The sequence below is a fragment of the Prauserella alba genome, from assembly GCF_024171735.1.
Classification (GTDB): Bacteria; Actinomycetota; Actinomycetes; order Mycobacteriales; family Pseudonocardiaceae; genus Prauserella; species Prauserella alba.
Genome location: NZ_JAMTCH010000003.1, coordinates 1,808,665 through 1,829,556 on the forward strand (window position 1 = coordinate 1,808,665; position 20,892 = coordinate 1,829,556).

At 69.8% G+C, this 20,892-nt stretch carries 19 protein-coding genes and 1 tRNA gene; 13 read left to right on the forward strand and 7 right to left on the reverse strand.

Features of this window, described 5'->3' with window-relative positions; all coding sequences use genetic code 11:
• Nucleotides 1–13: 13 nt before the first annotated feature.
• Both LY12_RS08305 and LY12_RS08310 read left to right on the forward strand, forming a co-directional pair.
• Nucleotides 14–1,834, forward strand: coding sequence for an FAD-dependent oxidoreductase (locus LY12_RS08305; protein ID WP_253854542.1), 1,821 nt, complete (start codon nucleotides 14–16; stop codon nucleotides 1,832–1,834).
• A gap of 64 nt (nucleotides 1,835–1,898) precedes the next feature.
• On the forward strand, nucleotides 1,899–2,831 hold the full coding sequence (locus LY12_RS08310) for a hydroxyquinol 1,2-dioxygenase (RefSeq protein WP_253854544.1): 933 nt from the start codon (nucleotides 1,899–1,901) through the stop codon (nucleotides 2,829–2,831).
• 67 nt (nucleotides 2,832–2,898) lie between these two features.
• On the opposite strand, the gene LY12_RS08315 is transcribed toward LY12_RS08310, so the two are convergent.
• Nucleotides 2,899–3,531: a response regulator gene (locus tag LY12_RS08315; protein WP_253854546.1), complete on the reverse strand. Its 633-nt coding sequence runs from the start codon at nucleotides 3,529–3,531 to the stop codon at nucleotides 2,899–2,901.
• The gene (locus tag LY12_RS08320) at nucleotides 3,524–4,792 is read right to left on the reverse strand and encodes a sensor histidine kinase (RefSeq protein WP_253854548.1); all 1,269 of its coding nucleotides are present in this window, start codon (nucleotides 4,790–4,792) and stop codon (nucleotides 3,524–3,526) included. Before LY12_RS08320 ends, LY12_RS08315 begins: the two co-directional genes overlap by 8 nt.
• A 184-nt stretch (nucleotides 4,793–4,976) precedes the next feature.
• Between LY12_RS08320 and LY12_RS08325 the strand changes: the two genes are divergently transcribed.
• The 4 genes from LY12_RS08325 (at nucleotide 4,977) to LY12_RS08340 (ending at nucleotide 8,137) form a co-directional block, all read left to right on the forward strand.
• Complete coding sequence (locus tag LY12_RS08325; RefSeq protein WP_253854550.1) at nucleotides 4,977–6,047, forward strand: ABC transporter permease; 1,071 nt, start codon at nucleotides 4,977–4,979, stop codon at nucleotides 6,045–6,047.
• 16 nt (nucleotides 6,048–6,063) lie between these two features.
• Nucleotides 6,064–6,750 carry an ABC transporter ATP-binding protein gene (locus LY12_RS08330; RefSeq protein ID WP_253854552.1) on the forward strand — a complete coding sequence of 229 codons (687 nt, stop codon included), beginning with the start codon at nucleotides 6,064–6,066 and terminating at the stop codon, nucleotides 6,748–6,750.
• Between the two features lie 114 nt (nucleotides 6,751–6,864).
• Nucleotides 6,865–7,413: a DUF6153 family protein gene (locus tag LY12_RS08335; RefSeq protein ID WP_253854553.1), complete on the forward strand. Its 549-nt coding sequence runs from the start codon at nucleotides 6,865–6,867 to the stop codon at nucleotides 7,411–7,413.
• A gap of 70 nt (nucleotides 7,414–7,483) precedes the next feature.
• Entirely contained in the window at nucleotides 7,484–8,137 is a 654-nt protein-coding gene (locus LY12_RS08340; RefSeq protein WP_253854556.1) for a DUF305 domain-containing protein, read from the forward strand.
• 254 nt (nucleotides 8,138–8,391) lie between these two features.
• Here the strand turns inward: LY12_RS08340 and LY12_RS08345 are convergent, their stop codons facing one another.
• Together LY12_RS08345 and LY12_RS08350 are read right to left on the reverse strand one after the other, a co-directional pair.
• Entirely contained in the window at nucleotides 8,392–9,105 is a 714-nt protein-coding gene (locus LY12_RS08345; protein ID WP_253854558.1) for a cache domain-containing protein, read from the reverse strand.
• A 31-nt stretch (nucleotides 9,106–9,136) separates the two neighbouring features.
• Nucleotides 9,137–9,883, reverse strand: coding sequence for a FadR/GntR family transcriptional regulator (locus LY12_RS08350; protein ID WP_253854560.1), 747 nt, complete (start codon nucleotides 9,881–9,883; stop codon nucleotides 9,137–9,139).
• A 506-nt stretch (nucleotides 9,884–10,389) separates the two neighbouring features.
• Here LY12_RS08350 and LY12_RS08355 point away from each other — a divergent pair.
• The 6 genes from LY12_RS08355 to bioD all read left to right on the forward strand — a co-directional run bounded on the left by LY12_RS08355 (nucleotide 10,390) and on the right by bioD (nucleotide 17,283).
• Nucleotides 10,390–11,652, forward strand: coding sequence for a D-arabinono-1,4-lactone oxidase (locus LY12_RS08355; RefSeq protein ID WP_253854561.1), 1,263 nt, complete (start codon nucleotides 10,390–10,392; stop codon nucleotides 11,650–11,652).
• Between the two features lie 29 nt (nucleotides 11,653–11,681).
• Complete coding sequence (gene eutH, locus LY12_RS08360) at nucleotides 11,682–12,908, forward strand: ethanolamine utilization protein EutH (protein ID WP_253854562.1); 1,227 nt, start codon at nucleotides 11,682–11,684, stop codon at nucleotides 12,906–12,908.
• Nucleotides 12,909–13,110: 202 nt separating this feature from the next.
• Nucleotides 13,111–14,184 (forward strand): biotin synthase BioB, encoded by a 1,074-nt coding sequence (bioB, locus tag LY12_RS08365; protein ID WP_253854563.1) that lies wholly within the window; start codon nucleotides 13,111–13,113, stop codon nucleotides 14,182–14,184.
• On the forward strand, nucleotides 14,181–15,446 hold the full coding sequence (locus tag LY12_RS08370) for an adenosylmethionine--8-amino-7-oxononanoate transaminase (protein WP_253854564.1): 1,266 nt from the start codon (nucleotides 14,181–14,183) through the stop codon (nucleotides 15,444–15,446). The genes bioB and LY12_RS08370 overlap by 4 nt, the downstream gene beginning before the upstream one ends.
• Nucleotides 15,443–16,576 carry an 8-amino-7-oxononanoate synthase gene (locus tag LY12_RS08375; protein WP_253854565.1) on the forward strand — a complete coding sequence of 378 codons (1,134 nt, stop codon included), beginning with the start codon at nucleotides 15,443–15,445 and terminating at the stop codon, nucleotides 16,574–16,576. The genes LY12_RS08370 and LY12_RS08375 overlap by 4 nt, the downstream gene beginning before the upstream one ends.
• Complete coding sequence (gene bioD / locus LY12_RS08380; RefSeq protein ID WP_253854566.1) at nucleotides 16,573–17,283, forward strand: dethiobiotin synthase; 711 nt, start codon at nucleotides 16,573–16,575, stop codon at nucleotides 17,281–17,283. Before LY12_RS08375 ends, bioD begins: the two co-directional genes overlap by 4 nt.
• 18 nt (nucleotides 17,284–17,301) lie before the next feature.
• Here bioD and LY12_RS08385 read toward each other — a convergent pair whose 3' ends face one another.
• The 3 genes from LY12_RS08385 to LY12_RS08395 all read right to left on the reverse strand — a co-directional run bounded on the left by LY12_RS08385 (nucleotide 17,302) and on the right by LY12_RS08395 (nucleotide 19,450).
• Nucleotides 17,302–17,415 (reverse strand): methionine/alanine import family NSS transporter small subunit, encoded by a 114-nt coding sequence (locus LY12_RS08385; RefSeq protein ID WP_253854567.1) that lies wholly within the window; start codon nucleotides 17,413–17,415, stop codon nucleotides 17,302–17,304.
• Complete coding sequence (locus tag LY12_RS08390) at nucleotides 17,415–18,962, reverse strand: sodium-dependent transporter (RefSeq protein WP_253854569.1); 1,548 nt, start codon at nucleotides 18,960–18,962, stop codon at nucleotides 17,415–17,417. The genes LY12_RS08385 and LY12_RS08390 overlap by 1 nt, the downstream gene beginning before the upstream one ends.
• A 404-nt stretch (nucleotides 18,963–19,366) precedes the next feature.
• Nucleotides 19,367–19,450: transfer RNA gene (locus LY12_RS08395), tRNA-Leu, on the reverse strand.
• Between the two features lie 110 nt (nucleotides 19,451–19,560).
• On the opposite strand from LY12_RS08395, the gene LY12_RS08400 reads away from it, so the two are divergent.
• The gene (locus LY12_RS08400; protein WP_253854570.1) at nucleotides 19,561–20,880 is read left to right on the forward strand and encodes a M20/M25/M40 family metallo-hydrolase; all 1,320 of its coding nucleotides are present in this window, start codon (nucleotides 19,561–19,563) and stop codon (nucleotides 20,878–20,880) included.
• Nucleotides 20,881–20,892 lie beyond the last annotated feature (12 nt).

Here is a 20,892-nt window from a genome sequence, read left to right on the forward strand (position 1 = left end):
GAGGCCAGCAGCCATGGTGACGTTCGACGACGGGCTCGCCGAGACCACTCGGCCGACCGCGGCCGTGATCGAGACGGACGTGCTGATCGTCGGCTCGGGACCCGCGGGCGCCTCCGCAGCGCTCTTCCTCTCCACCCTCGGGGTCCGCAACACGATGATCACCAAGTACCGCTGGACGGCGAACACGCCGCGGGCCCACATCACCAACCAGCGGACCATGGAGATCTTCCGTGACATGGGAGTCGAGGACCGCGTGCTCGCCGACGCCACGCCCCACCGGCTGATGGGCGACACCGTGTTCTGCACGGCGATCGCCGGTGAGGAGATCGGCCGCATCCTCACCTGGGGCAACCATCCGGCGCGCCGGGCCGACTACGAGCTGGCGTCGCCGTCGCTGCCGTGCGACATCCCGCAGACGTATCTCGAACCGATCCTGGTGCGCGCCGCCACGGTGCGCGGGACCCAGACCCGGTTCAGCACCGAGTACCTCGGGCACACCCAGGACGGCGACGGCGTGAACGTCCGGGTGCTCGACCGGTTCGCCGGCACCGAGTACACGATCCGCGCGCGATACCTGATCGGTGCCGACGGTGCCCGATCGCAGGTCGCCGCGGACGTCGGACTGCCGTACGAGGGGCGGATGGACATCGCGGGGTCGATGAACATCACGTTCAAGGCCGACCTGTCCGCGCTCTGCGGTCACCGCCCGTCGGTGCTGTACTGGGTGATCCAACCCGGAGCCGACATCGGCGGCATCGGCGCGGGGCTCGTGCGGATGGTGCGGCCGTGGAACGAGTGGCTCGTCGTGTGGGGCTTCGACATCGACCAGGGGCCGCCGGAGGTGACCGACGAGGACGCGGCGGCCATCGTGCGCAATCTCGTCGGCGACCCGGAACTGGACGTCGAGATCACGGGCGTCTCGCTGTGGGGCAACAACGAGCAGTACGCGACCGGCCTCCAGCACGGCCGCGTGTTCTGTGCCGGGGACGCCGTCCACAAGCACCCGCCCAGCAACGGACTCGGCTCCAACACGTCCATCCAGGACTCCTACAACCTCGCGTGGAAGATCGCCGCGGTGCTGCAGGGCCACGCCGGTGCGGGCCTGCTGGAGAGCTACACCGCGGAACGCGCACCCGTGGCCCGGCAGATCGTGGTGCGTGCCAACACGTCCGCCCGCGAGTTCGGTGCGCTGTTCTCCGCCCTGGGCCTCGACACCGCCGCCGACGCGCAGCAGTTACGGGCGCAGCTGGAGGAACGCAAGGACGACACCGCCGCGGGCGCCGCGAAACGTGCCGCGGTGCGCGAGGCCATGAAGCTGAAGAACTACGAGTTCAACGCACACGGCGTGGAGCTGGGACAGCACTACGACGCGACCGAGTCGGCGGCCGTCGTCGGCGACGGCACTCCCCGCGCCGAACCGGCACGAGACCCGGAGCTGTACTACGAACCCTCGACCCGTCCCGGAGCCCGACTGCCGCACGCCTGGGTGGGCGACAGCAACCACCGCCGATCGACCCACGACCTGGCAGGCTACGACGCGTTCACGTTGCTCACCGGCATCACGGGTGAGCCGTGGGTCGCGGCGGCGCAGAAGGCCGCGGCGGAACTCGGCGTTCCGGTCAGGCCGGTCGTGATCGGTCCCGGCCGCGAGGTGACCGACCTGTACTTCGACTGGGCCGAGCTGTGCGGCGTCGCCGAGGACGGGGCCGTCCTCGTGCGGCCGGACAAACACGTCGGCTGGCGCAGCCACGGTCTCGTCGAGGACCCTGAACGCGAACTGGTCGGCGTGTTGCGCAGGATCCTCGACCGCACCGGCGACTCGACGACGGTGTGACCCACCCGACAGGGCCGCGCGCTCTCCCGATCCGCTTCCGCGTAACCCGAGAAGGAGCCGACGCATGACCACCACCGACGACTCGTCCACGGCAGCCGGCGAACCCGCGGTGTCCGAGGCGCAGCGCAGCATCGAGGAGCGGCTGACCGAGGAGGTCGTCGCCTCCTTCGCGGGTGCGAGCGACGCCCGGCTGCGTGCGGTGCTGGAGTCGTTGACCCGGCACCTGCACGCGTTCATCCGCGACGTCCGGTTGACCGAGGACGAGTGGAACCGGGCGATCGAGTTCCTCACCGCCACGGGCCACATCACCGACGACAACCGCCAGGAGTTCATCCTGCTGTCCGATGTGCTCGGTGCGTCGATGCAGACGATCGCCGTGAACAACGAGGCCTACCGCGACGCGACCGAGGCCACCGTGTTCGGCCCGTTCTTCGTGGCTGACGCGCCGCACGTGAGCAACGGCGGCGACATCGCAGGCGGGGCACCCGGTCAGCCGTGCTGGGTCGAAGGAACCGTGCGCGACACCGACGGATCGCCCGTGCCCGGCGCGCGCATCGAGGTGTGGGAGGCCGACGAGGACGGCTTCTACGACGTGCAGTACAGCGACGACCGCGTCGCGGGCCGCGGGCACCTGTTCGCCGAGTCGGACGGGAGCTTCCGGTTTTGGTGCCTGACGCCGACGCCGTACCCGATTCCGCACGACGGCCCGGTCGGACGACTGCTGGAGGCAGCCGGCCGGTCCCCGGTCCGCGCCGCCCACCTGCACTTCATGGTGACCGCCGAGGGCCTGCGCACGCTCGTCACGCACATCTTCGTCGACGGCGACCCCCAGCTGGCCCTCGGCGATTCGGTGTTCGGGGTGAAGGACTCGTTGGTGAAACGCTTCGACGAGCAGACCGCGGACACGCCCACACCCGACGGCCGCGACCTGGGCGGGCGCACGTGGACGCGAGCGCGGTTCGACATCGTCCTCGCCCCGGACGACACCGCCGCGTAAGCCGTGCCCGGCCCGTGAGCGGCCGCCCGAGAGGGAAACCCGATCGCACCACAACCCATACACCGCATCAACGGCGAAAGAGGCCGCGGCGCTGTGCTGCCGCGACGGCGGAGGTTCGAGACTCGACGCCGAGCTTGTCGTAGATGTGGACCAGATGCGATTTGACGGTGGCTTGGCTGAGGAAAAGCCGCTTGCTTATCTCGTGGTTGGACAATCCGTCGGCGACCAGTGTGAGCACTTCGATCTCCCGGCCGGACAGTGCCGTCGCCGGAGCGCGCATCCGAGCCATGAGACGGTCAGCGATCGCGGGTGCCAACGCCGACCGTCCCTCGGCGGCCGTCCGCACCCCGTGAGCCAGTTCCTCGGGCGGTGCGTCCTTGAGCAGATAGCCGGTCGCACCCGACTCTATGGCGGCGAGGATGTCAGCGTCGGTGTCGTATGTCGTGAGCACCAGCACTCGCGGCGCCCCCGGCCGGTCGACGATCGCGGCCGTCGCCTCCGATCCGTGCATCCCGGCACCGAACTGCAGGTCCATGAGCACCACATCGGCCGGAGTCGCAGCGGCGAGCCGCACCGCTTCCTCCGCCGAGGCCGCTTCCGCCACGACCCGGAAGTCGGGTTCGGTGTCGAGTACCGCACGAAGACCCGTACGCACCACGGGATGGTCGTCGGCGACTATCAGTCGTATCCGGTCACTCATCGGGACCCGCCTCTCCCTGCGCCGCCCCGGGTGCCGCACCGTCGCCCGCCACAGAGACACCGGTTTCACCGTCACCGGATTGCCGCGGAAAGTGGACCGCCAAGGCCGTGCCCTGGCCGGGGGTCGATTCCACGGTCCAGTGGCCGCCGAGGGCACGGGCGCGCGCACGCATGGCGGCGAGGCCGAAACCTCCGTCCCGCATGCCGGCGCGAGACGCGACCGCCTCGGGATCGAACCCCACCCCGTCGTCGACGACGTCCAAGCTGAGACTGGTGTCCATGTAGCTCAGTGTCACCTCCGCGCGCCCGGCTCCGGAATGCTGAATCGTGTTGTCCAACGCCGACTGGGCGACACGCAACAACGCGACCTCGTACGGCGTCGGAACCTCGTACGGGTCCCCGCTGAGGTGGAAGTGCACTGAAAGGCCGCCTTGCTGCTGCGTGTTCGTGCACAGTCGTCGGAGCGCGGCCGGTAACGAGCGGCCTTCCAGTTCCACCGGCGCCAACGCGTGGACCACCCGTCGCGCCTCAGCCAGGTTGTCCTGCGCCGCCCGGCGTGCCCGGACGACGTGTGGGGAGGCTTCGTCGGGCCGCTCGGGCAACGCTCGTTCCGCCGCCCGCAACAGCAGCTGGATGCTGGACAGGCCCTGTGCGACCGTGTCGTGTATCTCCCTGGCCAGCCGCTCACGCTCGGCGAACACGCCTGCCGAGTGTTCCGCCGCCGCCAGGTCGCTACGCGTGTCCCGCAATTCCTCGATGAGCCGGCGCCGTTGCTCGCTCTCCTGGTACAGCGCCTGGTAGCCGAGCACCGTCGCGACCGCCACCGCCGCACCGAGCGCAGGCCCGATGACCGTGCCCACCGCGAACTCGCCTTGGTGCCACAGGAATCCCGCAATCGCCACAACTGTGGTTCCGGCAACACTCGCCAGCCCCCACCGTGTCGGCAACAGGTGCAACTGGAGGAAGAACAACGGGAACGCCAGCCACACCCCGTCCGCTGTCAGCCACAGCAGCGCCAACCAGACGACCGCGAGCACGCCGAGCCACACCGTCGCCCCGCGCGGCGAGCGCCCTACCCCGGGCAGCAACGGTCCTGCCCCGTAGACCACACCCAACGCGACAGTCACGGCGAGCACGGATGGTGCGTGCACCAGACCGCCGAGGAATGCACGCACGGCCGCGAGCACGAGCAGGCCTGCCATCAGCAGATGCAGGCAAATCCGCAGCACGCGAAGCGGGCGGTCGAGAGTGTGCGGGTTCACGAGCGCTGACCTCCTCCGCAGCCCAGTGTGGGCACCGCCGCGAGGTACCGCATCAATCGAAAGTTGGACCCGGCCGTCATTTCTTCGGCACTACAGAACCGAACCGCGGTGCGATGAGGCACGGCCCGCCGCGGATCAGAGTGGATGACGTATCGGACGTCGACAGGAAAAGGACGGCAGGAACGTGTTCGTCGCGTGGCGGGATCTGCGATTCGCGAAAGGGCGGTTCACCCTGATGGGGTCCGTCGTCATCCTGATGACGTTACTGGTCAGTCTGCTGACCGGCTTGACTGCGGGGCTCGGCGCGCAGAGCGCCTCGGCGGTCACCGGCCTGGACGCGGACCACATCACCTTCGCAGCGCCGGCGGACGGTGAAGATCCGTCGTTCACGCGGTCTGTCGTTCACCCGAAGCAATGGCAGCGGCTCGCGGACACTCCGGGTGTCACGGGCGCACACCCGCTCGGGGTCGCCACCGTAGAGGGCGACACCGGCACCCGCGGAGGCACCGCGGCCCTGTCCGCATTCGGCGTCGAGCCTGGGTCCGCTCTCGCCCCCGGCCCGGTCTCCACCGGTACCGCCATACTCTCCACCGCGGCCGCCGAGGAGCTGTCCGCGCGGCCCGGCGACTCCCTCACGCTCGCGGGCCACCGGTTGACCGTCGGTCCCGTCGCCGGCGACGCATCGTTCAACCACACTCCGGTGGTGTGGTTGAGCCTGTCCGACTGGCAGCGCCTCGCGCCGGGATCCGGCCCACGCGCCACGGTCGTGGCGCTGCGCACGACCGCTACCTCCGAGCTCGGCCCGGCCGATGCGCAGCTGAGCACCACCACCGTCACCACCGGCGATGCACTGTCGGCCATCGGTTCCTACACCGCCGAGAACGGCTCACTCCAGCTGATGCGCGGCTTCCTCTTCGCGATCGCGGCACTCGTCATCGGCGCGTTCTTCACCGTGTGGACCATCCAGCGCAGTCGCGACATCGCCGTACTGAAGGCTCTCGGCGCCACCACGACGTACCTGTTGCGGGACGCACTCGGCCAGGTGGTGGTGCTGCTTGTCGCCGGCACCGGGATCGGCGCAGGCCTTGCCGCCGGAGTCGGCTCCGCCGTCGCCGACACGGTGCCGTTCGTGCTCGACCCGAAGACCGTGCTGTTGCCGCCGCTGGCGATGATCCTCCTCGGTGTCGCCGGCGCGGCGCTCGCCGTCCGCCGCGTTACCGCGGTCGACCCGCTGAACGCCCTGTCCCACCACTGATTCGAAGGAGCCGACCATGGGCCTGCAACTCGCCGGCATCACTCTGACCTACCCCGATGGGGACGGTTCCCTGACCGCACTGGACGACGTCAGCCTGGAGGCACCCAGCGGCCACGTCACAGCTGTCGTCGGCCCGTCGGGGTCGGGCAAATCAAGCCTACTGGCCGTGGCCGCGATGCTGATCACACCGGACAGCGGACGACTCGTCATTGACGGTATCGAGACGTCCGGTCTGGACCGCCACGCGCGTACTGCGCTGCGCCGGAGCAGCATCGGCATCGTGTTCCAACAGCCCAATCTCCTGGCGTCGCTCACGGCTGCCGAACAGCTGCAGGTCATGGCGCACCTCGACGGCACGTCACCTCGGGCCGCGACTGCGCGCGCGGCCGAGCTGCTCGACGCCGTCGACCTCGTCGACAAGGCGGGGAACCTGCCCGGACAGTTGTCCGGCGGGCAGCAGCAACGGGTGAACATTGCACGCGCGCTGATGAACGAGCCGAGCGTGCTGCTCGTCGACGAGCCCACCAGCGCCCTCGACCGGCAGCGCGGCGGCGCCGTCATCGACCTGCTCACGGCGATCACCCACAGCAGGGAAACCGCGACCGTGCTCGTCACCCACGACCGCTCACATCTGGACGGCGTCGACGCGGTGTACGAGGTCGTCGACGGCCGCATCCGCGAGCTTTCCCGGGCACGACCGTGAACCCACACCGCGGTCGGGCCCCGAGTCACCGAGCAGTCCGTCCCACGGTTCCTTGCCGAGCCACTACCCAGCGCCGTGCACACGTCGATACCCCTCCCGGGTAAGGTGGGCGTCATGGAGTGCGGGCGAGCACGATGGTGGCTACTGACGCTGCTCGCCCTGCCTGTCCTGTTCGGCGTGGTCGGTATGCACGCCCTCGTGACCACGCCCGCTCCACCGGCTGCAGCAACCCCCGCGATCGCGAACACCACCGCAGGCCACGACGTCTCGGACGACCGCGGTTCGGACCACAGCGTTTCAGGCCGCAGCGTTTCGGACGACAGCGTCGCGTTGCACAGCGTCAGGCTGCACGCCGGGCACGGGCCACGGGCGGAGTCTTCCCATGATGCTCGCCTCCAGCCAGGCACGGAGCCGCACGCCGGCGCCGCGTCACAGGGCGACACCGGGCCGCACGCCGATCACGACGGCCTGCACCAGCTGCTCCATCTGTGCCTCGCGATACTGGCCGCAGCCGGACTCGTCGTACTGGCCGCCCCGTTGCTCACCCGGCTACGCCCGGCCACGGCAGCGAGGCGACCGCCGCAGCCGGGCGGCCGGCTGCCGGTGCAGCGACCGCCGCCGACGTCCCGGCGGCTCGCGCAGCTCTGTGTGATGCGGACCTGATCGGCACCACGGCGCACAACGCGCCGGAGCCCGATCGATCGCACCTCATCACACAGGAGTCCACACCACCATGAAGAGCACCAACGCGGCGGCCACCGCCGCGGCACTGACCGCTGCCCTCGTCCTGACCGGCTGCGCCGGTCAGGACACCTCCGGCGGCACGCCGACCTCCACACCGGCAGTCTCGACCACATCGGAGCCGGCCACATCGGAGTCAGGCACGCCGAAGCCGGCCACGTCGGAGCCGGGCATGCGGGCATCGGCCGAGCACAACGACGCCGACATCGCTTTCGCCCAGGGCATGATCCCGCACCACCGGCAGGCGATCGAGATGTCGGAACTGGCCGACGACCGTGCGGGCAGCCCGGAGCTGCGCCGGCTCGCGGCGAGGATCGAACGCGCACAGGCCCCTGAGATCGCCACCCTGCGCGGATTCCTCTCGTCGTGGGATGCGCCGGAATCCGCCACGGACCACGGTGCCGGCGAGCACAGCGGCATGTCCGGCATGATGACCGACGAGCAGCTCCGGCGGCTCGAACGGTCCGACGGGACCACGTTCGATCGCCTGTTCCTGGACATGATGATCGACCACCACGAGGGAGCGCTCCGGATGGCCCGGGACCAGCTCGCGAACGGGACCAGCCCGGAAGCGACGGAACTGGCCAGGGAGATCATCGACACCCAGCGAGCCGAGATCACCGAGATGCGCGGCCTGCTCGAGTAGCCGGCCACGGCGGCGGGATTCCCGCGGCGCCGCTGGTGCGCCGTTCACCTGACACGGCGACGGTCCGAGACGGTCCGAGACGGTCCGCCGTCCCCGGCGTCCCGCCCGGGCGCCCCGAGCAGTGCGCACGTTGCGCCGCCGACCGGCCGCGCACTGCTCGGGGCGGCGCATTGCCCGGGGCCGCGTACCGCCCGGGGCCGCGTACTGCCCGGGGCCGACTATTGCCCGACGCGGCGCCGGTTCGGATCACGCCGTCACCGCGGAGTTCCGACAAGCCGCCAGCTCACGTGCCCGCCGACGTCGACCGCGTCCGACCATCCGTCCCCCGGGGCCCGCTGCAGCAGGGTTCCGCTCCACCAGCGGGCGCTGGTCGAGGCCACGACCCGATCGTGCTCGTTGACGAGGACCGTGTCCTGCGGGGCCGAGCGCAACGATTCGATCAGCAGTCGTTCGACACCCTCGACCGCCACGTCGGCACCCAGCACGTCGACGTACCCGTCGGCGTGCGCCACCGGCACGGCCAGCGTGATGGTGTGTTCGTTGGTCCCGCCGAAGTCCACGAACGGGCCCGTGACGGTCGCCCTTCGGTTCGCGCGCGGCAACGCGAACCACTCCTTGCCCACGTAGTCGTAGAAGTGGTTGTGCTCCGGGTCGAGGTTGTGGCGGACGAACTCGGCCGGTTCGCCGCCCTCACTGCGCCACCACTCCATCCAACGTGGCGAGTCGGCGAGATGCCCGTCGTCGAGGGCGAGCCCCACGCCCTGCACGAAGTCCCGGTGCCGGTCGATCACCGCCAGCAGCGCCGGCTGTACGGGCGCCAGGTCGGCGCGGCGCAGCGGCCGTTCCGCCGGCGCGAGCGTCCGCACCAGGTCACCGGCCGTGGCGCCGAGGTCGGCCAGTACGCGGTCGATTCGTTCCCTGATGCGGTCCGCGGGACGGCGCAGCGACGCCAGGTCTGCCTCGTTCACGATCCTTCACCTTCTCGCCTGCGCGTTGGCGTCATCCTGGTTCACCGCGCACCGCCAGGTCCAGGTGCAGATCGAGCAGGTGCTGGACCCGGCCTTCGACGTTGCGCATCACCACGTCGCGCGCCGTGTCCGCGTCGGCACCGTCGACCGCGGAGATGAGTGCGGTGTGCGCGCTCTCCGTCACCGGATGATGGTCGGCCTCCCCGCCCACCATCCAGAACAGCGACGCCAACTCGTCGTGCAGATGGACGATGGCCTGCGTCAGCCGCGCCGAGTGGGCGATCACGCCGATCTCGATGTGGAAACGACTGTCCGCGCGGCGCCGCTCGTCCGCGGTCTCGGCGGTGCGGAACTGGTCGGCCAGCGACCGCAGGTGGTCCACGTCGTCCCCGACCGCACGCTGCGCCGCCAGGTGTGCCGCACCGCCGACCACGGCCGCGCACGCGTCACCGAGATCACGCAACGAATCGGCGCTGCGCTCGCGCAACCGGTTCATCACGGCCTCGGGTGGCGGTTGCGTGGCACTCCGCACGAAGCTGCCGCCGCCCCGGCCACGGCGGGTTTCGATCACGCCGCGCTGACGCAGGGTCTCCAAAGCCTGACGGAGTGTTCCGGTGGAGATTCCCAGCTCGGCCGCGAGTTCGGACTCCGGCGGCAACCGGTCTCCGTGACTGAGCAGCCCGACGGCGACGGCCGTCTCCAGTTGCCGGGCCACGTTCTGCGGGAGGCCCGGACCTTCGGTGGCGTCCAACCGCAGATACGCAGCAAAACTCGACACCGTTGTGTTTCCTCTGCTCACGAAGCTAGTCCAGGCGGGTTCGACGTGCGGATGGGAACGAATCGCTCGCCTGTCACGGTACGGCACCGATCCGGCGACCCCCTGTCACCCGGCTTCACACCGACTTGTCATTTAAATTTAAGTGTTTTATGTTTCCTGCGCCGCCGTCCACTCGGGGCACCGCGGGCAGCGTTCACCGCCGAACCCGGCCCGCCGGTGCCGTCGACGAGCCTTCGGGGAGCAGGTCCCATGACGACGCAGTCGGGCCACCGGCGCACGCGGGCCGGCATCCGGTCCCGGAGCCTCCACAGGGCTCCACGGCGACCGTCCGGCACCCCGTCCCCGGACGCGGCATGCCGTGGTCAACGCGTCCTGATCGGTCCTGGATCTCCGGGGCCGATGCCGGCCCGCACCGCTCCACCCGTATTGCGCCGTCCGCGCGGGCGACGCGGAGACGCGGGCCGGGGCGCTGACCGAGATCCGCTGCACAAGATCGGAGCATCCACATGACCGAGCCATCGCTGTCCGCACCTGTCAGCTACGACCGGGTCTGGACCAACTGGGCGGGCAACCACACCGTCACAGCGTCGATGTACGCCCGGCCCCGGGACGAATCCGAGGTCGTCGACGCCGTCCGGTACGCGATCCGGCAGGGCATGAACGTGCGGGTCGCGGGAACCGGTCACTCGTTCACGCCGATCGTGCCGACCGGCGGTCTCATGCTCGATCTGACCCAGCTCAGCGGCGTGACGTCGACGGACCCGCAGCGATTGCGAGCCTCGGCACTGGCGGGCACCACGGTGGGCAGGCTCGGCGAGCCGCTGTGGGACGCCGGGCTGTCGCTGTCCAACCAGGGCGACATCGACAAACAGGTCATCGCCGGTGCACTGGCGACGGCCACGCACGGCTCCGGCATCGAACTGCCGAACATGTCGGCCGCCCTGCGTCGCGTGCGCCTGGTCGACGGGCACGGCGAGGTCGTCGAGATCGGTGAGGACCGGATGCGGGAGCTGCGGGCGGCACAGGTCGCGCTCGGCACGCTCGGCGTGATGCTCGAGGTGGAACTCGCGGTCTCCCCGAAGTACTACATCGCCGAGGAGATCAGCTACCGGCCCTGGCAGGAGATCGAGGAGTCCTGGGACGAGTTGATCGCGAACCACCGGCACTTCTCGTTCTTCTGGTGCCCCGCGGACCACTCGGTGGACCTCTACCAACTCCCGGCACCTCCCGACCAGCCGATGCACAACCACTGCTACGTCAAGATCTACGACGAGGTCGAGGTCACCGAACCGGACGGGCTCGTCTCCGACGACGTGGGCAACCGCACCGACCGTGCATACCGGGTCTACCCGGGCGGCTACGACGAGCCCTTCCACGAGATGGAGTACATGGTGCCCGCCGAACACGGCTTGGAGGCGCTCAACAAGATCCGGCGGTTGATGCTCGACGAGTTCCCCGACCAGCTCTATCCGATCGAGGTCCGCTGGACGGCTGCTGACGACGCGTACCTGTCGCCGAACTACCGGCGCGACACCATGGTGATCTCGGTGTCCGGCGCCCCCGGCACGGACTACTGGCCGTTCCTGCGCGCCGTCGACCGGCGATTGCAGCAGTACCAGGCCCGTCCGCACTGGGGCAAGATCCACTTCATGACGCGGGACCGGCTGGAGCAACTGTTCCCCGAGTTCGACACGTTCGTCGCCGTGCGCAGGGAGTTCGACCCGGACGGCGTGTTCCTGAACGACCACCTGCGCCCGCTCCTGCGCTGACCCGTCCCCCACCGGAAGGAGGAGGACGCGTGGAGTCCTTCGGGAACCTGATCATCTACATCATGATGGTGTTCGTCGTCATCGGCGCCGTGGCGTCGATCCGCGACGACGAACACGGCCTCGGCAGGGAGTTCAAGGAAGGCCTGCACTCGATCGGCGCCATCTTCATCCCGGTCGCCGGGATCATGGCCGCCATCCCGTACCTGTCCGCCCTGGTCGAGTCCGTCGCCGGGCCGTTGTTCGACGCGATCGGCGCCGACCCGGCGATCGCCGCGACGAGCCTCATCGCCGTGGACATGGGCGGCTACCAACTGGCGCAGGAAACCGCCACCAGCACCGGCGGCTGGATCATGGCGACCGTCGTCGGCTACATGGCCGGAGCCACCATCATCTTCACCATCCCCGTCGGCCTGGCCATGTTGCACAAGCGGGATCACCGGTACATGGCGCTCGGCGTGATGTCGGGCGTCCTCGCGATTCCGATCGGCGTACTGGTCACCACGGCGATTCTCGCCGCGAGCTCGACCACGGTACGCGGCGAGGTGTCGGCAGACAGCGCCTCCGACGCCGCACTGACCGGATTGGACGCCGGGGCCATCCTGCTGAACCTGCTGCCGCTCGCGGTGTTCGTCGTGGCACTCGCCGCGGCGCTGTGGTTCGCACCCACGTTCATGATCCGCCTGTTCATCTGGTTCGGGCGCATCCTCGACGCTGCGCTGAAACTCGTACTGGCGGTGAGCATCGTCGAACACTTCACCGGCGTGTTCTCCGCCGTGTTCGGCAGCTTCGGTTTCGACCCGATCATCGCCGACTCCGAGGACCAGTACCGGGCCCTCGAAGTGGCCGGCAACATCGGCATCATGCTGGCGGGCGCCTTCCCGATGGTCTACGTGCTGCGCAAGGGGCTCGCCCGGCCGCTGGGGGCGCTCGGCCGTCGCGTGGGAATGAGTTCGGAGGGCACGGCAGGACTGCTCGCCGCCGTGGCCAACGTGCTGGCCCTGTTCCGCCTGATCCGGGACATGCCGCCCAAGGACAAGGTGCTGTGCATCGCGTTCGCCGTCTGCGCCGCGTTCCTCGTGGGCGACCACCTGGCGTTCACGGCGAACTTCCAGCCGAACCTCATCCTGCCGCTGCTCGTCGGCAAGCTGGTCGGCGGCCTGCTCGCCATCGGGCTGGCTGTCGTCATCACGAAGCCGGCCGTGCGGGCGCTGGCCGCCGAGGAAGAGCAGGAGAGCACCCCCACCCCGGCAACGTAGCCCAGGGCGCAGGCCGAGGGATTCGAGGCGGCCGGCGGCGAGGCGTGATCGACGTCCTCGCCGCCGGCCGCCTCGTCGGTTCGCGCCCCAGTGACAGCGCGAACCGCTCCGTTGACCACCCGGCGGCGGCCGGTTTAACCTGAACAGCGTTCAGCTGAACACTGTTCAGGTCAGTGACCCGCCAGTCGATACCGGAGACGCGATGAGCGACACGTTCCAGCAGCTTGCCGACGCGATCCTGGCCGGCACGCCGGCCACACCAGACGACGCGCTGGGGGCATTGCGCGCCGACGACCCCGAGCTGATGCACCTGGTCGCCGCCGCGGGACGGCTCCGCCGCGCCCACTTCGGCAACACGGTGAAGGTGAACTACCTCGTCAACCTGAAGTCCGGCCTGTGCCCCGAGAACTGCAACTACTGCTCGCAGGCGCTGGGGTCCGGCGCTCCGATCCTGACGTACTCGTGGTTGTCCAAGGAAGACACCTTGGCCCAGGCGGATGCGGGACTGCGCGGCGGTGCGAGCCGGGTCTGCCTGGTCGCGTCCGGCCGCGGACCGTCCACACGGGACGTGGACAAGGTCACCGACATGGTCGAGTCCCTGAAGACGGAGTATCCGGACGTCGAGGTCTGTGCGTGCCTGGGGCTGCTCGGCGACGGGCAGGCCGAGAAACTCAAGGCCGCCGGAGTCGACGCCTACAACCACAACATCAACACCGCCGAGAGCAACCACGCCAACATCGTCCAGACCCACACCTACGACGACCGCGTCGACACCGTGCAGAAGGCGAAGAACGCGGGGATCTCCCCCTGCTCCGGGCTGATCGCAGGACTCGGAGAGTCCGACGAGCAGCTGGTCGAGGCGCTGTTCGCGCTCCGCGACCTCGGCTCCGACTCGATCCCGGTGAACTTCCTGATGCCCTTCGAGGGCACACCCCACGAGAACACCTGGGACCTCTCCCCCACCCGTTGCGTGAAGATCCTCGCGGCCGCGCGCCTCGTCTGCCCCGACAAGGAGGTGCGCATCGCCGGCGGGCGGGAGATGCATCTGCGGTCGCTGCAGCCGATCGCACTGCACGTCGCCAACTCCCTGTTCCTGGGCGACTATCTGACCTCCGAGGGCCAGGACGCCCGGGCCGACCTGGACATGATCCGCGACAACGGGTTCGTCGTCCTGGGCTCCGAACAGGACCTTCGCGGCCGGGACGCGGAGCAGGAACCGGCCGACCCCGCGATCCGCCGCCGCGGTGCGGGCACCGACGTCCTCCCCAACGCATGACGGGTCCGGCCGAGCAGGTGCTCGCCTTCGACCGTGAGCACCTGTGGCACCCGTACACGTCGATGACCGACCCGGCGCCCGTGCGACTGGTGACGGGTGCGGAGGGCAGCCGGATCACCCTCGACGACGTCGGCGACGTGGTCGACGGGATGGCGTCCTGGTGGTCGGCCATCCACGGATACCGGAACCCCGTGCTCGACGAGGCCGCACGCCGCCAGCTCGACAACGTGTCGCACGTGATGTTCGGCGGACTGACCCACGAGCCCGCGGTCGAACTCGCCCGTCGCCTCGTCGACCGTGCACCCGGCGATCTCGACCGGGTGTTCCTCGCCGACTCCGGGTCGGTGAGCATCGAGGTGGCCATGAAGATGGCGCTGCAGTACCAACGCGGCCGAGGGAGGCCGCAGCGCTCCCGCTTCCTGACCGTCCGCGGTGGTTACCACGGCGACACCTTCGACTGTATGAGCGTGTGCGACCCGACCGGCGGCATGCACTCGATGTGGTCGGGGCTGCTGCCGCAGCAGGTGTTCGGCGAGCGGCCTCCCCCGCTCGGTGGCGACGTCGATGCCTGGGCCGAGGGGTTCCGCGCACTCGCGGCACAGCATCGGGACCAGCTCGCGGGCCTGATCGTGGAACCGCTCCTGCAGGGCGCCGGAGGCATGCACCCCTATCCTGCCGAGTGCCTGGCGGTCTTTCGCGACGTGGCCGACGAACACGGCCTGGTGCTCGTCTTCGACGAGATCGCCACCGGCTTCGGCCGCACCGGTACGTTCTTCGCGGCCGACGCGGCCGGCGTGGCCCCCGACGTGATGTGCGTCGGGAAAGCACTCACCGGCGGGTACCTGTCCCTTGCGGCGACGCTGTGCACGGCGGACATCGCGCGTGGCCTCTCCGCGAGCGATTCCGGGGTGCTCATGCACGGCCCCACGTTCATGGGCAATCCGCTGGCGTGCGCGATCGCCTCCGCGAGCCTGGACCTGTTGTCCGAACGCGACTGGACCGTCGATGTGGGGCGGATCAACGCCGGGTTGCAGGCCCTGCACGGGATCGACTGCGTCGACGTGCGTGTTCTCGGCGCGGTCGGTGTGGTCCAGCTCGACCACGACGTCGACGTACCCGCCGCAACCGAGGCGGCACTCGCCCAGGGCGTGTGGCTGCGTCCGTTCCGCGACCTGATCTACACGATGCCGCCCTACGTGTGCACCGACGACGACATCGCGACCATCTGTGCCGGGATCGCGGCCGCGGCGGAGGTGGCATGACCGCGTGGGCAGGCTGGCTGGCCGAGCAGCGGGCGGCGCGCGAGGCCGCGGGATTGCAACGCGGTTTGCGGCCCCGGCAGGCCGGCGACGAGACCATCGACCTCGCCAGCAACGACTACCTGGGGCTGAGCAACCACCCCGACGTGTGCCGGGCCGCCACCGACGCCGTCCTCACCTGGGGGACCGGCGCGGGTGCCTCCCGCCTCGTCACCGGCACGACCACCCTGCACACCGACCTGGAACGGGAGCTGAGCGCGTTCATCGGACAGGAAGCGGGACTGGCCTGTTCGACGGGATACCACGCCAACCTGTCCGCGGTGACGGCGTTGACGGACCGGAACTCGCTGATCGTCTCGGACGAACACGTCCACGCGTCACTGATCGACGCGGCACGTCTGTCGAAGGCGGCGGTCACGGTCACTGCACACAACGATATCGCCGCGGTCCGCGACGCGCTGGCGGACGCGGGCGGACGGCGAGCCGTGGTGCTGACCGAGTCGGTCTTCTCGGTACTGGGCGATGCCGCACCACTGCCCGATCTGGTCGACGTGTGCACGGCGGCAGGTGCACTCCTCGTCGTCGACGAGGCGCACGGGCTCGGTGTGGTCGGTGAGGACGGATGCGGGGCGGTCCGTGCCGGCGGCCTGGCCGCCCACCCGAACGTGGTCGTGACCGCGACGCTGTCCAAATCGCTCGGTGCCATGGGCGGCGCCGTGCTCGGCTCCGCGGAGCTCGTCGACCACCTCGTCAACCGCGCCCGCCCGTTCATCTTCGACACCGGTCTCGCCCCGGCGCCGACGGCCGCGGCGCTGGCCGCTCTGCGGCTGTTGCGCGAACGGCGGATCGGACCGGCGCGGATTCACCGGCGCGGCGCCGAACTGGCCGAACGGCTCGGCGTGCCGTGCTCTGCCGGTGCCGTGCTGTCGGTTCCGATGCCGTCCCCGCAGGCCGCCCTCGCGGCGCAGGCCCACGCCCTCGACGCCGGAGTGCGCGTGGGCTGTTTCCGCCCGCCGTCGGTGCCGGACGGCGTCTCCCGACTGCGGATCACCACCCACATCGGACTCGACGACGAGCGCTGGGCCCATGCCCTCGACGTCCTGACCACCGCGGTCCAACGGTGCCGAACGTGATCACCGTCGTCACCGGGACCGACACGGGCGTCGGCAAGACGGTCGCCACCTCGGCACTCGCGGTCTGTTCCGGCCCCGGAACGATCGTCGTCAAGCCCGCGCAGACGGGAGCCGGCACCGACGAACCGGACTGTTCCGTGGTGGGGCGCCTCTCGGCCTGTCCCACCACGGAGTTCGTGCGGCTCGACGACCCGCTCGCGCCCGGCACCGCGGCGCGGCTGCGTGGTGCCGACATCCCGGCGGTCCACACGCACGCCGCGCGCATTCGTGACCTGGCAACGCGGCACACTTCGGTGATCGTCGAGGGCAGCGGCGGGCTTCTCGTCCACCTCGACACCCGCGGGGGCACGCTGGCGGACCTCGCGACGGATCTGGCGCGGGATCACGACGTGCGGGTGCTGGTGGTGACGCGCATCGCCCTGGGCACGCTGAACCACACCGGACTCACGGTCGAGGCGCTCCGCAGGCGGGGCATCGAACCGGCGGGCCTCGTGCTCGGCGCCGTTCCGGAACGCCCCGGGCTCGCCGAGCGGTGCAACCTGGCCGATCTGCCCCGGATCACCGGGATACCGATCGTCGCCGCGCTTCCGGAGGGTGCCGGCGCGCTCGATCCCGAACGATTCCGGGCCCGCGCCGACTCCTGGTTCGCCGCATCGCCCGGACACGACGGGGCCGAAGAATCGCGGCCGGGGGCCACGAATCCGTGACCCCCGGTTCACCGCGGCCTAGTCCTCGCGGCCCTCCGGGCTCCGCCGGACCAGGTTGGCGATCGCCAACGCGAGACCGCCCCAGATCACCAGGATCGCAACGAGCATCATCACCACGGCCGAGACACCCATCAGCGCACCTCCTCCTCGGTCAGATCCAGCCGCGTCTGCGACTTCCACGGCGCCAGCGACGCCAGCGCGGCCAGGACGATCACGCCGACGACGACGCCCCAGCCGAAGGTGGCCAGCATCCACGCCGGATAGTCCTCGTACGGCGTGCCGATATCGGTGATGAACTGCCGGACGAGCACGTACAGCAGCGCCAGCGGAGCAACCACACCGATGAGCAGCTGCCAGGCCCGGCCCACCGGGATCGAACCGTGGTGGTTGAGCTGGCGGATCAGCTCCGGCAGCAGCCGGACGCCCCACGCGAGCACGAGCATGCTCACCACCGCGACCAGCAGGATGCCGAACTGGTTGACGAAGTGGTCCACGATATCGAGCACGTACAACCCGCTGGTCGTAGCGAAGAGCACCAGGCTGATCACCGCGGTCGGGATCACCACGGACAGCGTCGCGGTCAGGCGTGACAGCTCGAACTTGTCCCGCACGCCGGAGATCACGACTTCGATCACGCTGATCAACGATGTCAGCCCGGCGATCACGAGCGAGCCGAAGAACAGCACGCCGAGCAGCGCCCCTGCCGGCGCCTCGTTGATGATCGCCGGGAACGCGACGAAGGCGAGGCCGATGCCGTCGGAGGCGACGTCGGCGACCGCCACCCCGGAGGCCTGGGCCATGAACCCGAGTGCGGCGAACACACCGATACCGGCGAGCAGCTCGAAGCCGGAGTTGGCGAAGCCGACCGCCATCGCCGACCCGGTCATGTCGGTCTTGCGCTTCACATAGGACGCGTAGGTGATCATGACGCCGAAACCGATCGACAGCGAGAAGAAGATCTGCCCGAAGGCGGCTCCCCAGACACCGGGCTCGGCCAGAGCCGCCCATTCCGGGGTGAACAGCGCGTTCAGCCCGCCGCCGGACCCCGGCAGCAGGAGCGCCTGCACGACCAGCGCGATGAACGCGATCACCAGGATCGGGATGAAGATCATCGCGACCGCGCCGATGCCGCGCTGCACGCCCAGCGCCATGATCACGAGCAACGCCACCCACACCACGAGCAACGGCACCAGCACACCGGGCGTGAACTCCATGGCCACGCCCGGGTCACCGAGGTGCAGGAAATCGTCGAAGAAGAACGTCTCCGGATCGTCACCCCAGGCCTTGTTCACCGAGAAGAACGTGTACCGCACGGCCCAGGCGAGCACGGCCGCGTAGTAGACGCCGATGCAGAAGCAGAGCAGAACCTGCCACCAGCCGATGGTCTCGATACGCCTGCGAGCACGGGCGAACGACAGCGGTGCAGACCCTCGGAACCGGTGCCCCAGCCCGTAGTCGAGCAGCAGGAACGGGATTCCCGCCGTCAGCAGCGCGACGAGGTACGGCAGGATGAACGCGCCCCCGCCGTTCTCGTAGGCGACGTAGGGGAACCGCCAGATGTTGCCGAGCCCGACCGCTGACCCGATGGCGGCGAGGATGAACACGCGGCGGCTGGTGAACCTGCCTCGCCGCGTCTCGTCGACCTGTGTTCCCGGCCCCGAGCCGGCACTGTCGGTCATCCGTCCTCCTCGGTATCAGCCGTGGCGCGTGGTCCACGCATATCGGGCAAATTCTATTCCGCGTGACTCCCGGGAACAAAACGTCGACTACCCGCCGGGGCACGCAGGAAATCCTCGCCGTGTCGACGAGGCCGGTACAGTACCCGGCCCGTTGCGCGCCGATGATCTCAGGGTCGCCGCGTCCGGTGCGCCGGGGCGTGACGGTCGGGAACGACGGGCGACGGGCGGTCCGCGGCGCGCGCGTCCGGTAGCGACACCGGCGGCACCAAGGCCGGCGACACCGAGGCCGACGGTCGGGAACGACGGGCGACACCGAGGCCCCGCGCCCGTGATCGACTCCCACGTACACGTCGGCGACACAAAAAAACTACCCACCCGACGAAATCGGATGGGTAGTCGTTGTGTGTCCGAGGGGGGACTTGAACCCCCACGCCCTTTACGGGCACTAGCACCTCAAGCTAGCGCGTCTGCCATTCCGCCACTCGGACTTGCTGGCGAATAGATTAGCGGACGCGTCGGACCCCGCGCACAGGGGGGTCCACCGTTGTGAACCCACGTGTCTCACCTGCACCAACGGTCTCAGTGATAGGAAGGTCCCGTGACCGAGAACCTCATCGAGGCGGCCGCCGACGAGGCCGTGACTCTCACCAGCGAGCTCATCCGCATCGACACGACCAACACCGGCGACCCCGACACGGTCGTCGGCGAACGCGCGGCGGCCGAGTACGTCGCCGAGAAGCTCACCGAGGTCGGCTACGAGATCAGCTACGTCGAATCCGGTGGGACGAACCGGCACAACGTGGTCGCGCGGCTCCCCGGCGCCGACCCGACGCGCGGCGCGCTGCTCGTGCACGGCCACCTCGATGTCGTGCCCGCCGATCCCGCCGAGTGGTCCGTGCACCCGTTCTCCGGCGCGGTGCAGGACGGCTACGTCTGGGGCCGCGGCGCGGTCGACATGAAGGACATGGTGGGCATGACGCTCGCCCTGGCACGGCACTACAAGCGCGAGGGCATCGTCCCGCCCCGCGACATGATCTTCGCCTTCCTCGCCGACGAGGAAGCAGGCGGCAAGTACGGCGCGCAGTGGCTCGTGTCGAACCGGCCCGAACTCTTCGACGGCGCCACCGAGGCGATCAGCGAGGTCGGCGGGTTCTCCATCACGCTGAAGGACGACGTGCGCGCCTACCTGGTCGAGACGGCCCAGCGGGGCATCCGCTGGATGACGCTGCGGGTGCGCGGCACGGCAGGCCACGGGTCGATGATCCACCGCGACAACGCCGTCACGAAGCTGTCCGAGGCCGTCGCGAAACTCGGCAACCACCGCTTCCCGCTCGTCGTGTCCGACTCGGTGCGGGAGTTCCTGGACGGCGTCACCGAGATCACCGGATGGGACTTCCCCGACGACGACCTCGAAGGCAGCGTCGCCAAACTCGGCAACATCTCCCGCATGATCGGCGCGACGCTGCGCGACACCGCCAACCCGACGATGCTGACCGCCGGATACAAGGCCAACGTCATCCCCTCGGTGGCCGAGGCCTCGGTCGACTGCCGCATCCTGCCGGGCAGGGTCGACGCCTTCGACCGCGAACTCGACGACCTGCTCGGCCCCGACGTCGAACGCGAGTGGATGGAGCTGCCACCGGTGGAGACGACGTTCGACGGCGCGATCGTCGACGCCATGGGCGCCGCCGTCACCGCGGAGGACCCGGGCGCGCGCACCCTGCCGTACATGCTCTCCGCGGGCACGGACGCCAAGGCGTTCCAGCGGCTCGGCATCCGCAACTTCGGGTTCGCTCCCCTGCAGCTGCCCGCCGACCTGGACTTCTCCGCGCTGTTCCACGGCGTCGACGAGCGGGTTCCGGTCGACGCGCTCAAATTCGGCACTCGCGTGCTCGACCGGTTCTTCCGCAACGCCTGACCCGCCGCGTGT